This window comes from Mycobacterium sp. (assembly GCF_035314665.1).
GTDB lineage: Bacteria > Actinomycetota > Actinomycetes > Mycobacteriales > Mycobacteriaceae > Mycobacterium.
Window position 1 is genome coordinate 46,367 of the sequence record NZ_DATFZD010000410.1, and the last position, 18,903, is coordinate 65,269.

12 protein-coding genes and 2 pseudogenes are annotated in these 18,903 nt (G+C 66.0%); 9 read left to right on the plus strand and 5 right to left on the minus strand.

Features of this window, described 5'->3' with window-relative positions; all coding sequences use genetic code 11:
• Nucleotides 1-7: 7 nt before the first annotated feature.
• From VKI00_RS29280 to VKI00_RS29295, 4 genes and pseudogenes are all read left to right on the plus strand, one after another.
• Nucleotides 8-1,843: pseudogene (locus VKI00_RS29280) on the plus strand (acyl-CoA dehydrogenase).
• A gap of 13 nt (nt 1,844-1,856) precedes the next feature.
• Nucleotides 1,857-2,621 (plus strand): methyltransferase domain-containing protein, encoded by a 765-nt coding sequence (locus VKI00_RS29285; RefSeq protein ID WP_324444472.1) that lies wholly within the window; start codon nt 1,857-1,859, stop codon nt 2,619-2,621.
• A gap of 56 nt (nt 2,622-2,677) precedes the next feature.
• Nucleotides 2,678-3,658, plus strand: a complete 981-nt coding sequence (locus VKI00_RS29290; protein WP_324444474.1) for a phosphotriesterase-related protein — start codon at nt 2,678-2,680, stop codon at nt 3,656-3,658.
• Entirely contained in the window at nt 3,655-5,121 is a 1,467-nt protein-coding gene (locus VKI00_RS29295; RefSeq protein WP_324444476.1) for an AMP-binding protein, read from the plus strand. Before VKI00_RS29290 ends, VKI00_RS29295 begins: the two co-directional genes overlap by 4 nt.
• On the opposite strand, the gene VKI00_RS29300 is transcribed toward VKI00_RS29295, so the two are convergent.
• Nucleotides 5,087-6,265 carry an acyltransferase gene (locus tag VKI00_RS29300; RefSeq protein ID WP_324444478.1) on the minus strand — a complete coding sequence of 393 codons (1,179 nt, stop codon included), beginning with the start codon at nt 6,263-6,265 and terminating at the stop codon, nt 5,087-5,089. The two genes, VKI00_RS29295 and VKI00_RS29300, sit on opposite strands and share 35 nt — an antisense overlap.
• A gap of 195 nt (nt 6,266-6,460) precedes the next feature.
• Between VKI00_RS29300 and VKI00_RS29305 the strand changes: the two genes are divergently transcribed.
• Both VKI00_RS29305 and VKI00_RS29310 read left to right on the plus strand, forming a co-directional pair.
• Nucleotides 6,461-7,723 carry a DUF3068 domain-containing protein gene (locus VKI00_RS29305; RefSeq protein ID WP_324444480.1) on the plus strand — a complete coding sequence of 421 codons (1,263 nt, stop codon included), beginning with the start codon at nt 6,461-6,463 and terminating at the stop codon, nt 7,721-7,723.
• 33 nt (nt 7,724-7,756) lie between these two features.
• Entirely contained in the window at nt 7,757-9,457 is a 1,701-nt protein-coding gene (locus VKI00_RS29310; RefSeq protein WP_414687328.1) for a hypothetical protein, read from the plus strand.
• 12 nt (nt 9,458-9,469) lie between these two features.
• Here the strand turns inward: VKI00_RS29310 and VKI00_RS29315 are convergent, their stop codons facing one another.
• The gene (locus VKI00_RS29315; RefSeq protein ID WP_324444482.1) at nt 9,470-9,703 is read right to left on the minus strand and encodes a hypothetical protein; all 234 of its coding nucleotides are present in this window, start codon (nt 9,701-9,703) and stop codon (nt 9,470-9,472) included.
• Nucleotides 9,703-10,863 (minus strand): glycosyltransferase family 4 protein, encoded by a 1,161-nt coding sequence (locus VKI00_RS29320; protein ID WP_324444484.1) that lies wholly within the window; start codon nt 10,861-10,863, stop codon nt 9,703-9,705. The genes VKI00_RS29315 and VKI00_RS29320 overlap by 1 nt, the downstream gene beginning before the upstream one ends.
• 87 nt (nt 10,864-10,950) lie before the next feature.
• Between VKI00_RS29320 and VKI00_RS29325 the strand changes: the two genes are divergently transcribed.
• From VKI00_RS29325 to VKI00_RS29335, 3 genes are all read left to right on the plus strand, one after another.
• Nucleotides 10,951-11,718 (plus strand): class I SAM-dependent methyltransferase, encoded by a 768-nt coding sequence (locus VKI00_RS29325; protein WP_324444486.1) that lies wholly within the window; start codon nt 10,951-10,953, stop codon nt 11,716-11,718.
• 113 nt (nt 11,719-11,831) lie between these two features.
• Nucleotides 11,832-13,301 carry an aldehyde dehydrogenase gene (locus VKI00_RS29330; RefSeq protein WP_324444488.1) on the plus strand — a complete coding sequence of 490 codons (1,470 nt, stop codon included), beginning with the start codon at nt 11,832-11,834 and terminating at the stop codon, nt 13,299-13,301.
• A gap of 104 nt (nt 13,302-13,405) precedes the next feature.
• A complete protein-coding gene (locus tag VKI00_RS29335; protein WP_324444490.1) occupies nt 13,406-15,673 on the plus strand; it encodes an MMPL family transporter in 2,268 nt (755 codons plus the stop codon).
• Between the two features lie 72 nt (nt 15,674-15,745).
• On the opposite strand, the gene VKI00_RS29340 is transcribed toward VKI00_RS29335, so the two are convergent.
• Together VKI00_RS29340 and VKI00_RS33910 are read right to left on the minus strand one after the other, a co-directional pair.
• Nucleotides 15,746-18,475: an NAD-dependent epimerase/dehydratase family protein gene (locus VKI00_RS29340; RefSeq protein ID WP_324444492.1), complete on the minus strand. Its 2,730-nt coding sequence runs from the start codon at nt 18,473-18,475 to the stop codon at nt 15,746-15,748.
• Nucleotides 18,476-18,760: 285 nt separating this feature from the next.
• A pseudogene (locus VKI00_RS33910) lies at nt 18,761-18,903 on the minus strand (acyl carrier protein); the annotation flags it as partial.

Genomic DNA, 18,903 nt, shown 5'->3' on the forward strand with positions numbered 1-18,903 from the left:
GGGATCCATGGGGCATTACAAAGCGAATTTGCGCGACATCGAGTTCAACCTGTTCGAAGCGCTGGAGTTGGGACCCGTCCTGGATTCAGGATCGGTCGGCGAGCTCGACAGCGCCACCACGCGTGAGATTTTGGCCGAGGTTGCCCGCTTCGCCCAAGGCCCGGTCGCCGAATCCTTCGTCGCCGCCGACCGCGAGCCGCCGGTGTTTCTGCCGGACTAGCACACCATCACCGTGCCGGACCCGATCCGTGCGACGGTGCAAGCGATCTGGGATGCGGAATGGTGGCGGCTGGGTGTCGCCCCCGAGATCGGTGGCACCGCGGTGTCCAGGACGACCGTGTGGGCGATTCTGGAGATGATCATCTGCGCCAACCCGGCGCTGTTCTTCTACTACGCCGGCCCGGCGATGGCCGACATCCTCTACGAGCTCGGGAATGAACAACAGCGCGCGTTAGCCCAGGCTGCGGTCGAGAACCGTTGGGGGGCAACGATGGTGCTGACCGAGCCCGATGCCGGCTCCGATGTGGGTGCCGGACGCGCCAAAGCGATCGACCAGCCGGACGGCTCCTGGCACATCGAAGGCGTAAAGAGGTTCATTTCCGGCGGCGACCTCGGCGACACCGTCGAGAACATCCTGCACCTGGTCCTCGCCCGCCCCGCGAGCGCCCGACCGGGCACCAAGGGGCTGAGCCTCTTCGTCGTGCCGAAACATCTGTTCGACTGGGACACCTTCGAGATCGTCGGCCGCAACGGCGTTTTCGCCACCGGTCTCGAGCACAAGATGGGATACAAGGCATCCCCGACGTGCGAGCTGACCTTCGGCGCTCACGGCATCCCCGCCAAGGGCTGGCTGGTCGGCGACCAGCACGACGGCATCGCCCAGATGTTCAAGGTCATCGAAAACGCCCGCATGCTGGTCGGCATCAAATCGTCCGGCACGTTGTCGACGGGCTACCTCAACGCCCTTGACTACGCCAAGACGCGGATCCAGGGTGCCGACATGACGAAGATGCTGGACAAGGGTGCACCGCGGGTGCCGATCACCCGCCACCCGGATGTGCGGCGGTCCCTGATCACGCAGAAGGCCTACGCCGAGGGACTGCGCGCCATTTACCTGTACACCGCGGCTCATCAGGATCCCGTTGTCGCCGCGGCAGTCTCAGGGGCTGACGAAGACATGGCAACCCGCGTGAACGACCTGCTGCGGCCGATCATCAAAGGCGTGGGCTCCGAGCGGGCCTACCAGCACCTGACCGAATCGCTGCAGACCCTGGGCGGCTCCGGCTTTTTGCAGGACTACCCGATCGAGCAGTACATCCGCCACGCCAAGATCGACTCGCTGTATGAGGGCACCACGGCCATCCAGGCGCAGGACTTCTTCTTCCGAAAGATCGCGCGTGACCAGGGCGAGGCGCTGACGCACATCGCCGGGCAGATCACGTCGTTCATCGACAGCGACGTCGCCGACCAACGGCTGAAGGTGGACCGCGACTACCTGCGCACCGCGTTGGAGGACGTGCAGGCGATGACGGCCACCCTGACCGGTTATCTGTTGGGGTCGGCCGAAACGCCGACCGAGCTGTACAAGATCGGGCTCGGCTCGGTGCGGTATCTGCTGGCCGTCGGCGATCTGCTCATCGGCTGGCAGCTGCTCTTCCACGCTGAAATCGCGCTGCGGGCACTGGATTCCGGTGCGGCCGGTAAAGAGCAGGCCTTCTACGAGGGCAAGATCGCCGCGGCCCAGTTCTTTGCCGCCAACGTGCTGCCGGAGATCACCGCGACACGCGGCATCTTGGCCCGCACCTCGACCGCGTTGATGGACCTCGACGAAGCCGCGTTCTGACCCGGGCATTCGGATGGCGCGCACGTTCGACGAGCTGGTCGCGGAGGCCGATTCGGTATCGGTCGCGGGGTGGGACTTCTCCTGGCTGGATGGTCGGGGCACCGAGCAGCGCCCGTCGTGGGGTTACCAACGACTGCTGCGTAAACGCCTGGCGCAGGCAACTTCTGGGTTGGACCTCTGGACCGGCGGCGGTGAGGTCTTGGCGGGGGCCGGCCCCTTTCCCCCGACGATGGCTGCCACCGAGCCCTGGCCGCCGAACATCGCGCCGGCCACCCGACTGCTGCATCCACTGGGAGTGGTCGTGGTCGCCACTGGCGAGAAGCCGCCGCTGCCCTTCGCCGACGCGGCATTCGACCTGGTGACCAGCCGGCATCCGTCCGAAGTGTGGTGGGACGACTTCGCGCGGGTGCTGGCACCTGGCGGTACCTATTTTGCCCAGCACGTCGGCGTCATATACCTCCGCACATTGACTGAGCACTTCACCGGGCAACCGCTTCGGGTTCCGATCCGTGGGCAGGTGAACCCGGATACCGTCAGCGCCGATATCGCCGCGGCCGGACTGGACGTGGTCGATCTGCGACACGAGCAGATACAGCTCGAGTTCTTCGATGTCGGCGCGGTGATCTACTTTCTGCGCAAGCTGAACTGGGTTGTCCCGGACTTCACTGTCGCCAAGTACCGCGACAAGCTGATGGAACTGCACCGGCACATCGAGGCCGCGGGAGCCTTCGTCACCGTCTCCTCGCGGGTACTGATCGAGGCTCGCAAGCCGGGCTGACCCAGTCTCACCCAAGCCCGTCATGCGCGAGCCGCAGACCACCTAACATCGGCCCCATGTCGCTACTGAATACCGCTCGAGGACCAATCAATACCGCAGACATCGGCGTCACGCTCATGCACGAGCACGTGTTCATCATGACTACCGAGATTGCCCAGAACTACCCGGAAGCGTGGGGCAACGAAGACGCCCGGGTGGCCGACGCCGTCACCCGGCTCAACGAACTCAAGTCGCGCGGCGTGGACACCATCGTCGACCTCACCGTCATCGGGCTGGGTCGCTACATTCCGCGCATCGCGCGCGTCGCCGCGCAGACCGAACTGAACATCGTCGTCGCGACCGGCCTGTACACCTACAACGACATACCCTTCCGGTTCCATTACGAGGGACCGGGCGGGATGCTGGGCGGGCCGGAGATCATGACGGACATGTTCGTCCGTGACATCGAACAGGGCATCGCCGACACCGGCATCAAGGCCGGGATCCTCAAGTGCGCCACCGACGAGCCGGGCATCACCCCCGGCGTCGAACGGGTGCTGCGCGCGGTGGCCCAGGCGCACAAGCGCACCGGGGTGCCGATCTCCACCCACACCCACGCGGGGCTGCGGCGCGGGCTCGAGCAACAGCGCATCTTCGAAGAAGAGGGCGTCGACCTGAGCCGGGTGATCATCGGCCATTCGGGTGACAGCACCGACGTCGGCTACCTCGAGGAGCTCATCGCCCCCGGTTCCTATCTCGGAATGGACCGCTTCGGCCTCGACGTGCTGTTATCGTTCGAGGAGCGGGTCGGCATCGTGGCGACGATGTGCGAGCGCGGGCACGCGGACAGGATGGTGCTCTCGCACGACGCCAATTGCTACTTCGACGCGCTGCCCGAGGATCTGGTGCCGCAGATGGCGCCGAACTGGCATTACCTGCACATCCACAATGACGTGATCCCAGCATTGAAGGAACGCGGCGTGACCGACGAACAGCTGCACACCATGCTCGTGGACAACCCGCGGCGCATCTTTGAGCGACAGGGCGCCTACTCGTGACCCAGCCGGTCCCGCCGATCGGCACCCAGATTTCGGCGCTGGCCGCGCTCGCCCCCGACGAGCCGGCGGTTACCTGCGACGGGCGCACGCTGACCCGCGGCGAACTCGATCGCTCGACCAACCGGCTGGCCCGCGCCTACGCCGAGCGCGGCGTCGGCGTCGGCGACTATGTGACCATCGCGCTGCCCAACTCCGTCGAGTGTGTGCAGGCCATGGTGGCGTGCTGGAAGCTGGGCGCGGTGCCGCAGCCGCTGTCCGCGCGGCTGCCGGACGCGGAGTTCGAAGGCCTGCTGGAACTGCGGCCACGCGCGCTGCTCGTGGGGCGAACGCACCCCGAAATACCAAGTGTTCCTAAAGGTTTCGTCCCCGACCCGTCGTTGTTGGATGACCCGTTGCCGGAAGCGGTGTCACCATGCTGGAGGTCGATCGGCTCCGGCGGCAGCACCGGCCGTCCGAAGCTCATCGAGGCGGGCGGCGACAGTCGGCTCGGGCCGGCACTGGGGTACGCCGTGGGTAACCAGGAGGGCGACATCGCGCTGGTGCCGGTGCCGCTGACCCACACCACCGGCTTCACCGCCGCGGCGATCGCGTTGATCATGCGCAACCACCTCGTGCTGATGGGCCGGTTCGACCCACACGAGTTCCTGCGGCTGATCACCGAGCATCGCCCGCAGCTCGTCACCGCGGTGCCGACGATGATGCAGCGGGCGCTGCCGATCTACCACACCGATCCGGATTCCTATGACCTGTCGTCGATCCGGCGGTTTTGGCACCTAGGCGCGCCGTGCCCACCGGCCATCAAGCAGGCCTGGATCGACCTGCTGGCCCCTGAAAAGGTCTGGGAGCTGTACGGCGGCACCGAATTTCAGGCGATGACCTTCATCTCCGGCGACCAATGGCTGACGCATCCCGGATCGGTAGGTGTGGTGGTCATGGGCGAGATGAAGGTGCTCGATGACGACGGCAACCCGTGCGCGCCCGGTGTGGTGGGCGAGATCTACATGCGGCCCAACCCGGGCAGCGTGCCGTCGTACCGGTACATCGGCACGACGGCGAAATCCCGTGATGGCTGGGACTCGTTGGGCGACTTGGGACATTTCGACGAGGACGGGTTCCTGTTCCTGTCCGATCGCCGAGTCGACATGTTCACCGTCGGCGGCCGCAACGTCTACCCGGCCGAGATCGAGAATGCCCTGTCGGCGCACCCGGATGTGCTGTCCTGTCTGGTTGTTGGTGTGCCCCATCAGGATCTCGGCCAAGTGCCCTACGCACTGGTTCAAGCGGGGGCGCCGCTGGATGAGCAGACGGTGCAGGCGTTTCTTCGCGACCGGATCGCCGGCTACAAGGTGCCGGCCACTGTCGAGTTCGTCGACACCCCGCTGCGTGACGACGCCGGCAAGGCCCGCCGCTCGGCGGTCCGCGCCGAAATCATGGCGCGATTGCGTCTTCCTGACGCCGGCTGACAGCGCCGTCGGGCGCCGGCGCGGGCTGTTGCCTTCTGCGAGATTCCCAGCGCCGCAATGCTTCTCGGCATGGTGATTCGACGAGCGCATAGCTCACCGCGGCGATGGCGATCGCGAAGATCGGCGTCAGCACCAGCACCTCTGGCATGCGGCCCCGGAAGGAGAATTCGCCGATCACCGGGAACACCATGGTCAGCGCCGCAAGATGCCAGATGAAGATCCCGTACGACCAGCGACCCAGCGTCACCATCGGCCGGGTACCCAAAAACCGATGGCCGGTGTCGAGCCGGTCCAGCACCAGCGGCGCCACCAGGCCCGCCGCCACCAGCGCACCCATCGCGGTCTTCACCGTGAACTGCGCGGCACTGCTCGGGACCAGCCCCGCGGGCCCGGCCAGCGGTGAGGCGGCCACCAGATACGCCACCACCGCGACGACGGCCATCAGCGTCCGGCGTCGGGCCAGCCGATGCGGCCACCCAAGAGGGCTGTGCACCCACTCCGCGAGCAGCATCCCGGCGGCGAACCAGGAGAAGAATGCCGGCGGCCAGTTCAACGGATTGAGGCCAGCCGGAGCGGCGAACGGAATCCAGCCCCAAAACCAGCTGGCGACACCAAGACCCGCGATTGCCGGCACCCGGGCGCGGACCGGCAGCCGCGCCGCCAGCAGCGCAAGGATCGGCAACGCCAGATAAAAGGTGACCTCTACCGACAGGCTCCACATCTGGGTCAACCCGTGCGTCAACGTCAGCGGCACGTACACCTGGGTAAGCGAGAGATTCGCCAGCCACACCGTCAGGCTCGGGTGATCGGCGTCCGGCAGCAGGGTCAAGATCACGACAACGGCGACCACGTACGCCGGCATGATGCGCACCACCCGCGATCGCAGGTAGTGACCGGTCGACGGGCGTGACCCGAGGCCGCGTGCCGTCGCGGCATGCCCGCGCCACAACAAAAACCCCGACAGCGCGAAGAACACCGCGACCGCCAGATCGAAGCGACCGAACAACCGACCGTCGACGCCAGTCGAGTGCCCGGTCTGGAATGCAACGTGGGTGACGACGACGCCGATGGCCGCGCATGCCCGCATTCCTTCCACGGCGGGCAGGAAGCTGCGAGTTCCACCCACCTCGTCGCCGGCGCGCATGACGACAGTCTGCCTGTGATCGGCTACGAACAAATCGGGTACACCCCGTTTGCCCACCTGGGCACCTAAATCGCAACCTTAGATTCTGCTGTTAGGGTCGAACGAGTTTTGCTTCGCTGGCCCCAGGTCGGGGCGGTCGCGACGGGCGGGTTAGTGGTCCCGAACCGAATGAGACCTGAAGGAGGTCACGGCAACGTGAGCCGAGCAGTCATGTTGCGGATGGCCGCGTGCGGGATCATGGGACTCGGAGCCGCCTTGCTCGTCGCCGCGCTGCTGCTCTGGACGTACACCACCAGCAGGATCGCCAAGATCCCGCTCGATCTGAATGCCACGTTGATCAGTGACGGCACCGGGACGGCGCTCGACCCGGCGTCGATGAACAGTCAGAAGTTGGTCGTCAACAAAAACGTGCCGCTGGTATCCCAGCAGCAAATCGACGTCGAATCCCCCGCCAACGCCGACGTCGTCACCCTCCAAGTGGGCAGCTCGGTTCGACGCAGCGACAAGCAAAAGGACACCGGTCTGCTGCTAGCACTCGTCGACACCGTCACGCTGAACCGGAAAACCGCGATGGCGGTCTCCGATGACACCCATCCCGGTGGCGCCGTCCAGAAACCCCGTGGCTTCAACGACGACAACCCGCCCACCAACATCGCGTTGCCGCACGACGGATTGTCCTACCGATTCCCGTTCCACACCGAGAAGCGGACATATCCGTATTTCGACCCGATCGCGCAGAAGGCCTTCGATGCCAACTACAGCGGAGAAGAAGACGTCAACGGGCTGACCACTTACAAGTTCATCCAGGACGTCGGCTATGACGCCGACGGCAAGCTGGCCGAGCCGATCAAGTATCCGTCGCTGTACGCCAACGACGACGACAGCAAGGTGACCGCGAGCGCGGCGATGTGGGACGTGCCCGGCGATCCGGACGAGAAGATCACCATGACCCGCTACTACGCGGCGCAGCGGACCTTCTGGGTGGACCCGGAGTCGGGGACCATCGTCAAAGAAAGTGACCACGCCAATCACTACTTCGCTCGCGATCCGTTAAAGCCAGAGATGACGATGGCTGAGTACAAGGTCACCTCCAACGAAGAGACCGTCGAGGCACAGGTGAACGCCGCGCATAACGAGCGCGACCGGTTGGCGTTGTGGTCCCGGGTGCTGCCGATCAGCTTCACGGCGTCCGGCGTGGTCGCGCTGATCGGTGGACTGCTGCTGGGCTCGTTTAGCCTGCGGACCGAGGCGGCGCTGCTCGACCCCGGCCTGGACACCGCCGACCACGGCTTCTTCGGTCGCGGCGAGCCGCCGCCCGAACGGGTATCCGGCGCTGAGGCCGAAACCGAGAAGCTGCCAACACCGCCCAAGGACCTACAGCGAGATTCCGGGCCACCGGGCGCGGGTCCGCCGAGTTCGGGAGGCCCGCCGACTTCGGGTCCACCCGACCCGTCCTAGCCGGGCCGCGTGAGGCCGGTACCCCGCTGGGTTCTGCAGTCGTCTCGTCCGGGGTATGCACTGGCGTTGGTGATGCTGGTGGTTGCGCCGCTGATCAGCCCCGGATACTTGCTGCTCCGCGATGCGGTGTCCACACCGCGGTCGTATCTGACCGATAGCGCCCTCGGACTGATGTCGGCCCCGCGGGCCACGCCGCAGGATTTCGCCATCGCGTGGGCGTCGCACTGCGTCGATGGCGGCATCGTGGTGAAAGCGTTGCTCGTCGCGGGACTGTGGCTGGCCGGTTGGGGCGCGGCCCGGCTGGTCGCGATGGTGTTGCCAGAAGCCGGTGCCGCCGGTCAGTTCGTCGCGATCACGCTGGCGATCTGGAACCCGTATGTCGGTGAGCGGCTGCTGCAGGGGCATTGGAGCCTGCTGCTCGGCTACGGCTGCCTGCCCTGGGTCGCGACGAACATGTATGCACTGCGATCAGTCGACCGGCCTGTCTGGCGGCCGCTTTTCGGGTTGGCGTTCTGGATTGCGCTGGCCGGGCTGACCCCGACCGGGCTGATCCTCGCCGCGACGGTCGGATTGGTCTGCATAGTCGCACCGGGCTCCGGCCGTCCGCGCTGGCTGTGCGCCGCCGTCCTGGCCGGTGGCGCCGTGCTGGCGGCGCTGCCGTGGTTGACGGCTGCGGCACTGGGCCTGTCATCGCGGGACGGCATCTGGACGCAGACCCCGGACGTAGCCGCGTTCGCCGCCCGTGCCGAGCCCGGCCTCGGCACGCTGGGTAGCTTGGCCAGCCTGGGTGGGATCTGGAACGCCGAGGCCGTACCCACTTCGCGAGCAACACTTTTCGCAGTCGTGTCGGCAGCGGTGCTGCTTGCCGTGGTGGCCACCGGGCTGCCGACCGTGCTGCGACGCCGGGCCGTGGTGCCGTTGGTGGTGCTGGCGGTGGTGTCCGTGCTGGTACCCGCCGCACTCGCGACGGGGCCGGGTCTGGCCGCGCTGCACGAGGTGGTCAATGCCGCGCCCGGTCTGGGCGTTCTGCGCGACGGGCAGAAGTGGGTCGCGCTGGCGATGCCCGGATACGCGTTGGCAGGTGCGGGCACGGTGCTGACGTTGCGGCGTTGGTTGCGGCCCGCGGTGACCGCGCTGGTGTGCTGTGTCGCGCTGCCGCTCTCCCTTCCGGATCTGGCGTGGGGCGTCGCGGGAAAGGTTGAGCCGGTGCATTATCCGGCCGATTGGGCGAGCGTCGCGGCGGTGATCAACCGCGATCCCGCAGCGGTCGCCGTGTTGCCGGCCGACACGATGCGGCGCTTCGCCTGGTCCGGGCCGGCGCCGGTGCTGGATCCGCTGCCGCGCTGGGTGCGCGCCGACGTACTGACTACCGGCGATCTGAACATCTCGGGTGTGACGGTTCCCGGTGAGGGAAACCGGGCGCACCAGGTGCAACGGCTGCTGCTGGCGGGCGCCGATCCGGTTGCGCTTCGCCGCGCCGGCGTGGGATGGCTGGTGGTCGAGGCCGGCACGCCCGGCGATATGGGCTTGGCTGCAAGGACTTTCGAGCGGCTGCCGGTGGCCTATCGTGGGCGGGATCTAGTGCTGTATCGGGTCGGCGGCGCAGCAGCAGGCGCGCCCGCCGATCGTCGACTGCTCGCGGTGATCGCGCACCTGGTGTGGTTGGCGATGCTGATCGGCGGAGGCATCGGCACGACGGTAACCGGCTGGCGCGGGCGCGCCCGATCAAGGTGAGGTGTCGCGAAACTACCCCTTGTGAACAGGAGTGCTGCGATAAATGTCTGTAAACGGATCCTGGCCGGCCTGGCGGCGGCGCTCGGCTTCCGTTTGCAGCAGCTTTCGCGCTTCGTCCTCGGTGGGTGCAGACACCGACCAGCCCGTACCGGGATACCAGGCCCGCCAACCTGTTTCGTTCTGTTCGGTTTCCGGGCGGACGCGAAATGCCCACCGCTTGATATCGATCTCGTCCGGCGTTGTCATCATCGCCCGACCACTCCGGTGACGTGATCGCCGGCCACCACCGACTCGAGCACGGTGCGCATCGCGTCAGCGCTTTGTGGCCAAGAGAATTCGGCGCTGCGCACTTGCGCCTTGGCGCCGAGCTGATCACGCAGCACCGGGTCATCCAGTAACTGCTGAAGCCGATTCACCAACTCGGCATGACTGTCGACCAGCACCCCGGTCACCCCGTCGATGATCGAATCGGCCAGTCCACCGGAAGATCGGTATCCGATCGTTGGTACCGCATGCTGCGCCGCCTCGACCACGGCCAAACCCCAACCTTCTTTGCGGGATGGCAACACGTGCACCCAAGACTGTTGCATAACATGGTGTTTCGTGACGTCGTCGAGATGGCCGTGGAATGTCACCGCGTCACTGATGCCCAGGCGCGCCGCATAATCGACCAGGCGCCGCCACCACCACCCGCCGCCGAGGATGTCGAGATGCAGCCCGGGTATTGATGGCTGCAACCGGGCCACCGCAGCCAGTGCGTCCTCGATCTGCTTGTGCGGCACCAGCCGGGACAACACCAACACCCGCGGGGTGGCCGCCCGCGGACCACGCAGCGATGCCTCTGGTGCTTCGTCAAGACCGTTGCGCACCAGTGCGATTCGCTCGTTGCCGACACCCAGGCCGACCAGATCACGAGCCGACGGCAGCGACACCGTGACGTACTGATTGCGTCGGTGCAGCATCGGTGACAACCGCGACTCGATGAACCAGCCCAGCCGACCCAGCACCCAGCCCGCCACCGGCCACTGTTCACGATGGCAGTGGTGCACCAAGACCGCGACCCGCCGCCCGTAGATCAGCCTGGCCAGAAACGGCAAACCGTTCTGCGTGTCGACCACCACATCCGGGCGGACTCGCCGGAGCGGGCCCACCCCCAGACGCGCCGCCGCCATCGCCAGCAGTGCCCACACGTAGACCGAGTACCGCCCGCCCGCGCGGCTGATCCGCACACCGTCGATCACTTCCCGCCGCGCCGCGCCGGGATAGCGGGCGGTGCGCAACGTAACGGAGACCCCCGACGCCGCTAGCTGGGCGCCGATGCGCTGCAGGTAGGTTTCACTCCCCCCGCCCTGCGGGTGCCCGACGTCGCGCCAGCTCAGCAGCAGTACCGAGCGCACACCAGACATCGGGTCAGCCTAGCTGGAGACGATGCGCGCCGCGCAGCGGCGGCTGAGGAGTCCAGCAATCATTCCAGCGGGCCGTAGGGTTGGCCGGTGGCCGTGACTGGTGTGTTTGCCCGGCGAGCGACCCTGCGCCGATCGGTGCGGCTGTTGTCAGAGTTCCGCTACGAGCAGCCGGACCCGGCGCGGTTCTACCGCACGCTGGCAACCGACACCGTGGCCATGGTGAGCGACCTGTGGCGGTGCGCCAATGGCGAGTCTCCGGCTGGTCGCACGCTGCTCGACGTCGGCGGCGGCCCGGGTTATTTCGCCGCCGCATTCGCCGATGCCGGTGTTCGCTACATCGGTGTCGAACCAGACCCAAGCGAAATGCACGCGGCCGCAACGCCTTTGCCGTGGGCAACACACACGTTCGTACGGGCATCCGGCATGGCGCTACCGTTCGCCGACGACTCGGTGGACATCTGCCTGTCGTCGAATGTCGCTGAACACGTGCCGCGGCCTTGGCTGCTCGGCAGCGAGATGCTGAGGGTCACCAAGCCGGGCGGCCTCGCGGTGCTGTCCTACACGGTCTGGCTCGGGCCGTTCGGCGGCCACGAGATGGGCCTGACGCACTACCTGGGCGGCGCCCGGGCCGCTGCGCGTTATGCCCGCAAACACGGTCACCCGGCCAAAAACCACTACGGGTCGTCGTTGTTCGCGGTGTCGGTTGCCGACGGCCTGAACTGGGCGGCGAGCACCGGCGCATTGCTGTCCGCGTTCCCGCGCTATCACCCCAGATGGGCATGGTCGCTGACGCGCATACCGGTGATACGTGAGTTCCTGGTGAGCAATTTGGTGCTGGTGCTGCGACCGCAGTGAGGCCAGCGGGCCGGTTGACTGCAACGTGTTCTCGTTTTGCGATCCGCTGGGTAGTGTGGCGCCATGGCCGTCGGCGACGACGCACGGCCGAGTGATGAGGAGGAGCGGCGCAAGTGACCGACCTTAAGACCGAATACGACAAGCTTTTCATCGGCGGCAAATGGACTGAACCGTCGACCTCCGAAGTCATCGAGGTGCACTGTCCGGCCACCGGCGAGTACGTCGGCAAGGTGCCGATGGCCGCCGCGGCCGACGTTGACGCCGCCGTCGCCGCGGCCCGCGCGGCATTCGACAGCGGCCCTTGGCCCACGACGCCGCCAAAGGAGCGCGCGGCAGTCATCGCCAACGCGCTCAAACTCATGGAGGAACACAAAGACGGCTTCACCAAGCTGCTCGGCCTCGAGACCGGCCAGCCGCCGGTCTCGGTCGAGACGATGCAGTGGATGAGTGGGATCGGATGTATGAACTTCTTCGCCGGCCCCGCCGTCGACCAGGTCAAGTGGCGCGAGACCCGCAACGGCGGCTACGGGCAGACCATCGTCCACCGCGAGCCGATCGGTGTGGTCGGCGCGATCGTGGCGTGGAACGTGCCGCTGTTCCTGGCGATCAACAAGCTGGGCCCGGCGCTGCTGGCCGGCTGCACGATCGTGCTCAAGCCCGCGGCCGAAACACCGCTGAGCACAAACGCTTTGGCGGAGCTGTTCGCCGAGGCCGGCCTGCCCGAGGGTGTGCTGTCGATAGTGCCCGGCGGTATCGAGACCGGTCAGGCGCTGACCTCTAACCGCGACATCGACGTGTTCTCCTTCACCGGCAGCTCGGCCGTCGGCAAGGAGATCGGCCAGCGTGCCGCGGAAATGCTCAAGCCCTGCACCTTGGAGCTCGGCGGCAAGTCGGCGGCCATCCTGCTCGACGACGTCGATCTGGCCGCCTCGGTCCCGATGCTGGTGTTCTCCGGGATCATGAACACCGGGCAGGCGTGTGTAGCCCAGACCCGCATCCTGGCGCCACGCTCGCGGTACGACGAAATCGTGAACGCGGTCAGTGCTTTCGCACAGGCGCTACCGGTCGGGAGGCCGTCGGACCCGGCCGCCCAGATCGGGTCGCTGATTTCGGAGAAGCAGCGTGCCCGCGTTGAGGGCTACATCGCCAAGGGCGTCGAGGAGGGCGCGCGGCTGGTCTGCGGCGGCGGCCGTCCCGAAGGCCTGGATGACGGCTTCTTCGTGCAGCCCACCGTGTTCGCCGACGTCGACAACAACATGACGATCGCCCAGGAGGAGATCTTCGGGCCGGTGCTGAGCATCATTCCGTATGACACCGAGGAGGAAGCGATCAAGATCGCCAACGACTCGGCGTACGGACTGGCCGGCAGCGTGTGGACCACGAATGTGCCGCGCGGAATAGAGATCTCAGAGCAGATCCGCACCGGGACATACGCGATCAACTGGTACGCCTTCGATCCGTGTTGTCCGTTCGGTGGCTACAAGAACTCCGGCATCGGCCGCGAGAACGGGCCCGAAGGCGTCGAGCACTTCACCCAGCAGAAGAGCGTGCTGATGCCGATGGGCTACACCACCGACAGCTAGGAGGCTAGCCCCCGTCGGCGGGCACGGGGTGGCGCGGCACATTTCTTCGGGCCGACGTGTTACTTAAAGGGTCGGTACCGTTGACCGCCTAAGTGAGGACTCGTGTGCTGCACCGTTTAGCGCGTCTGGCCATCGCTGCGCCAGGCTGGATTGTCGCCGTGGCGGTGCTCGTCGCCGTAGCCGCCGGCTGGTACGGCTATTCGGCCACGCAAAGCCTGTCGGCCGGCGGCTTTCAGGACCCGGCGGCCGAATCATCGCGCGCCGGTCGGCTGCTGGCCGACAAGTTCGGTCAGGGCGACCTGCAGTTGATCTTCATGATCACCGCCGACGGGGGTGTCCGCAGCGCCGCGGCGCGGTCCGTCGCGACCGATATCGTCGAACAGCTGCGGATCTCGCCGTTCGTCGGTGCGATGAGTTCGACCTGGACCGCCACACCGACCGGTGCGGCGGCGCTGACCAGCAGGGACGGCAAATCCGGGCTCATCATCGCCGCCATTTCCGGCGGTGGTAGCGAGGGCCAGCAACACGCGAAAGCATTGGTTCGGCAGCTGGTGGCGCCCCGTGAGGGTGTCACGGTCCGCGTCGGCGGTCCTGCCGCGGCCTACGTGCAGATCAACTCACAAACCAAGCAGGATCTGGTGGTGATGGAATCCATCGCGATCCCGCTGAGCTTCCTGGTGCTGGTATGGGTGTTCGGCGGGCTGTTGGCGGCCGCGTTGCCGGTGGCAGTGGGCCTGCTGGCCACCGTGGGCACGATGGCGGTACTCCGCGCCGTCTCGTTGGTTACCGAGGTGTCGACCTTCGCGCTGAACCTGACCGTCGCGCTGGGTCTGGCACTGGCGCTCGACTACACACTGCTGATCATTAGCCGGTTCCGTGACGAGCGGGCCGACGGCGCGGGCCGCGACACCGCGCTGGCCCGCACCATGGCGACCGCGGGCCGCACTGTGTTGTTCTCGGCGTTGACGGTCGGTTTCTCGATGGGCGCGCTGGCGCTGTTCCCGATGTACTTCCTGAAATCGTTCGCGTTCGCCGGCGCCGCGGTGGTAGCGCTGACGGCGGTTGCGGCGCTGTTGGTGGCGCCGGCCGCGATCGTGCTGCTCGGTGACCGCATTGATGCGCTGGACGTGCGACGGTTGGGCCGCCGGCTGCTGCGCCGCCCGGACCCGCCGCGCCGGTCGTTGCAACAATTCTTCTGGTACCGGTCGACGAAGTTCGTGATGCGCCGGGTCGTTTTGGTCAGCCTTCCGGTGATCGCATTGCTGCTGGTGCTGGGTGCGCCCTTCCTGGGGGTGCGGTGGGGATTCCCGGACGATCGGGTGTTACCCGGTTCGGTCTCCGCACGCCAGGTAGGTGACCAGCTGCGCGATGAGTTCCCGAGCAACCCGGCCTCCGCGGTGACCGTGGTCATCCCCCACAGCAGTGATGTCAGCACAGCCGAGCTGGCGCGCTACGCCGCGCAGCTGTCCCGGGTCGCCGACGTGGCCTCAGTGTCGGCACCTGCGGGCTCCTACGTTGGCGGCGTTCGGGTGGGGCCGCCCACCGCGGCCACCGGAATAGCCGATGGGAGCGCCTTCCTGACCGTGGCAAGCACAGCGACGCTGTTCTCGGCGGCTTCAGAGACCCAGCTCGACAGGTTGCACGCCGTGCCGGGACCTTCCGGCGAGCGTGTCCAGCTGACCGGGGTTGCCCAGATCACCCGCGACAGCGCGGCGGCGATCAATTCGCGCCTGCCGATGGTGCTGGGAGTAATCGCGGCGGTGACCTTTGTGCAGCTGTTTCTGCTGACCCGCAGCGTGGTGCTGCCATTGAAGGCGTTGCTGCTCAATGTCTTATCGCTCACCGCCGCATTCGGCGCGCTGGTTTGGGTTTTCCAGGACGGCCATCTCGGCGGGCTGGGTACCACTGTCACCGGCACGCTGGTGCCGAATATCCCGGTGTTGCTGTTCTGCATCGCGTTTGGGCTGTCGATGGATTACGAGGTGTTTCTGATCTCCCGCATCCACGAATACTGGCTGCAGAGCGGTCAGAGCCGCGCCGACAACGACGAGAGTGTCGCACTGGGTCTGGCTCGCGTCGGCCGTGTGGTGACGGCCGCGGCCTTGGTGATGTCGATTTCGTTCGCGGCACTGATAGCCGGCCAGGTGTCCATCGTGCGGATGTTTGGCCTGGGTCTCACGTTGGCGGTGCTGATGGACGCCACCTTGGTGCGCATGCTGCTAGTTCCTGCGTTCATGCATGTGCTGGGCCGCGCCAATTGGTGGGCCCCGCATCCTGTGGCGTGGTTGCGCCGTCACTCAGGATCAGCAAGGCAGGCCCGCGGACCGGCGGTGAGGGATTTGCTGAAGGCTGGGAGGCAAACGGATAACTGAAGGCCTGCGCCCGCCGAGCGCCGTGCTCGCGTTTGTCGGCTGGGCCCTCACCGTCCGACGCCGAGCTTCCTGTCAGGTCGCGATTGCGGGACCATCGCCTTCTGGTGAGCCAACGGCGCGCGACGTCGGGCTAACCCCGGAACTCCCGGTGGCGGTGGACGCCGGTCTGTGATGAGGACCAAGTTCGATGACGCGGATCTCGCCAGTGGCGCCGTCAACTTCGACAACCGATCCCTCCGGAAGCCGCCTCGAGGCACCGTTAGCGTTGACAACGCACGGAACACCGAATTCTCGTGCGACCACGGCCGCGTGTGACATCGGACCACCGAGATCGGTCACTACAGCAGCGGCATATGCGAAGGCGGGCGTGTACCCGACGTCGGTGACCTCCGCGACGAGAATTTCACCTGACTGCAGGTCGTCGATCGTCTCCGGACGCACGATGCGCACGCGACCACGGACCCGTCCGCCGCAGATGCCGCGGCCATACATGGTCTCGCCGACGGTGAGTACCGTCACCGTTGTGTCTGCCGGCCGCCAGCTTCCAGAAAAAGCTGGCGGCGGTAAAACCGCAGCCAGTGAATTTTGCTCGGCGCGACGCCGCGCCACGACATCAGAAACGTTGGGCGGCAACGAGTTGAGCTCATCGACGAGCAGATAGAACACATCGTCTGCGGTCTCGAAAACGCCGGTGCCGGTGAGTCTGCGCCCGTACTCGCGCAGCATCAGGCGCAACACCCAGATGGCACGAATCACCTTGTCGCGACGGACTTCACGGTCTCGCAGTTGCCACGCGGCGAGCATGGCAATCGGGCGGACCAGGATCGGGATCATTGGACTTCTCGGTGTCAAAGGTGCTGGGGTACCCAGCGACTTTGCCACCATGCGGAGAAAGAGTTCAGGGTTATCGGCGTAGGTGCTCGACCGCATCTCCGCTTCGGCCGGACCGCGATGCCCGATAGATGCCAACTCCGCGGCGAAAGCGGCATAGAACTCGGGCACCTGCTCACGGAGCGCGTCAACATGCTCGCCGGGCTCGCTCAGGAGTGTTGTGGCGTCGGGATCGCGTTGGGCCAGAGCCACCAACCGGCGTACCGCATCCAGCGGGTGCGCGCTCACGAGATCCGGCCCGGCCATCGGCGTAATGTCGTGTCCGGTCAACCGACGCAGGAAAAAGCCGTAGGCCGTGCACAACAAGATCGACGCCGACGCCAACGTCCAGCCGTGAACGATGTGGTCGCGCGCCAAAACGATCTGGCTGAGCAGCCGCTCGTCGTTCATATCTGTGAAGTCTTGGCCAACAGATTGTTCCAACCGCTCGATATCGGCGACGAAATCCCTGGTGTCGCGCATCGATCCTGCGCTGATCCCTACGAATTTGGCACCATACATCAGGATGTCGCGCAGTTGTCCTGTGGCGCTGCGGGATTCACGCGGGGGGCGCTCCGCGCCGAACAGCGGAATGGCAGCGATCGTGGGACCGAAGAACTGGCCGAGTATCGTCGATGGGCTGGCGAACGGCACGGTTTCGGCCATGAAGTGCACGGAAGTCACTCCACCGTACAGTCGGTGCGCAAATACTCCAACGGTTCGCAACGCCATCTCACGCTGCACCACGCCTCCGGGCCGGAGCGTGGCGGCGATCCTCACGGCACCAGCGCGCACGCCCCGTACCGTTACCGACGCGGACGACGGTGAGAAAGGTCCGCGGAGCGCCTCGGCCAGGTTCGTCGCGACAAATGTCGGGAAGCGCGGGTCAATCGGGGTGTCGAACTCGCAGTTGCCACCCTCAGGCCCGGCCGGCACTGGCACGACTCCGTCGACGGACGCGCCCTCGACCGCCGGGATACTTTCAACACGGCCCACTCGCCACGGCAGTGATATCGTCCTCCCGCCGAAAGATACCCGCCCGCGAACCGCGAGCCCGAAGTCCGCTGCGCATTCCTGTGCGCTCCAAACCGGGTCAAATCCCCACGCATGTTGCAGCCGTGTGGTGTCCATCAATGGAAGGTTCAGTGGCAGAACATATTCAGTGGACGATATAGGTAGCTGGCTTGAACCCGGCAATACGGAGAGCGCACGACGCAGCATCCCTTGGCGAACTCTCACCAGCGGCCGACCGATCGCCGCCGCCAACTCCTTCAGCGTCACAACCCCTGCCGCCGCAAGGTTGACGGTGCGGCTTTCGACGTCGTCGTCGAGGACCGCCCGCACCAGGAGTCGATGTATGTCATCGGTGTGCACGACCTGCAGCAGCTGATCCCCGGAACCCACAACGTCGAGCAGCATCGGGGCGGCCAACAATCGGAGCACCGCATTCTCTACTTCACGACCGAGCACCAAAGCCGAGCGGACCGTGACCCATTCGACACCAGCGTTGGCGATCATCGCCTCGGCAGTCGCTTTATCGCAGCCATGCAATTGCTCGACCGCCGGGGCCATGACCCCGTCCTCGATCAAGGGAGCGGTCCCGTTCGGACGCGTACCGTAGACCTGTGCAGACGAGACGAACACGATCCGCCGAGAACCTGAGATGGCCATCGCCTCAAGAAGATTGGCCGTGCCGCCGACGTTGACATCGGAGCTTGCCGCCCAAGCACAGTGGACGACAACCTCTGCGCCCACGACGGCACGCCGGACTGCGGTCGCATCGCGGATATCAGCTTCGGCGAAATCCATTATCAGCGGCCAGCTGGCTGGACGCCGGCGGGCCAAGCCCACCACGTCATGGCCCGCGTTGTGCAGCCTGGAGGCGACTCCACGACCAACAACGCCGCTGGCGCCGGTCACCACGATTTTCATTTAGCGACCCTGATGGATGCCATCTATCTGATTACTTCTGACTCGAGTAGTTATCGGTAACATGTTTGACCAAGGTTTCAACATCCATACTGTCAATCGACCCATCCGTAGGAATTTCGGTTTCCGTTGTCGCTGCCGATCCCGGTGACTCCGCCAGACCTACCAAGGTATCCAGAATCCCGGCTTCGCGCAGCCGTGAAATAGGTATCGCCGTCAAGATTTGACGCACGTCGTCCTCACTAACGCCCGGATCGCTGCTGGTGTGGGCGCCTTGAAAGTTGTCCAGTAGGTGGCGGGCTACTGCGGTGGGGGTGGGGTAGTCGAAGATCAGGGTCGGTGAAAGGGCCAGCCCGGTTGTGGTTTTCAGACGGTTGCGCAGCTCGACAGCGGTCAGCGAGTCAAACCCGAGGTCCTGGAAAGTCTGGTCA

Excerpts from the sequence above, each read along its gene's own strand:
- VKI00_RS29285 (WP_324444472.1), top strand. The coding sequence starts at position 1,857 with ATGGCGCGCACGTTCGACGAGCTGGTCGCGGAGGCCGATTCGGTATCG.
- VKI00_RS29290 (WP_324444474.1), top strand. The coding sequence starts at position 2,678 with ATGTCGCTACTGAATACCGCTCGAGGACCAATCAATACCGCAGACATC.
- VKI00_RS29300 (WP_324444478.1), bottom strand. The coding sequence starts at position 6,265 with ATGCGCGCCGGCGACGAGGTGGGTGGAACTCGCAGCTTCCTGCCCGCC.
- VKI00_RS29315 (WP_324444482.1), bottom strand. The coding sequence starts at position 9,703 with ATGACAACGCCGGACGAGATCGATATCAAGCGGTGGGCATTTCGCGTC.
- VKI00_RS29320 (WP_324444484.1), bottom strand. The coding sequence starts at position 10,863 with ATGTCTGGTGTGCGCTCGGTACTGCTGCTGAGCTGGCGCGACGTCGGG.
- VKI00_RS29340 (WP_324444492.1), bottom strand. The coding sequence starts at position 18,475 with ATGAAAATCGTGGTGACCGGCGCCAGCGGCGTTGTTGGTCGTGGAGTC.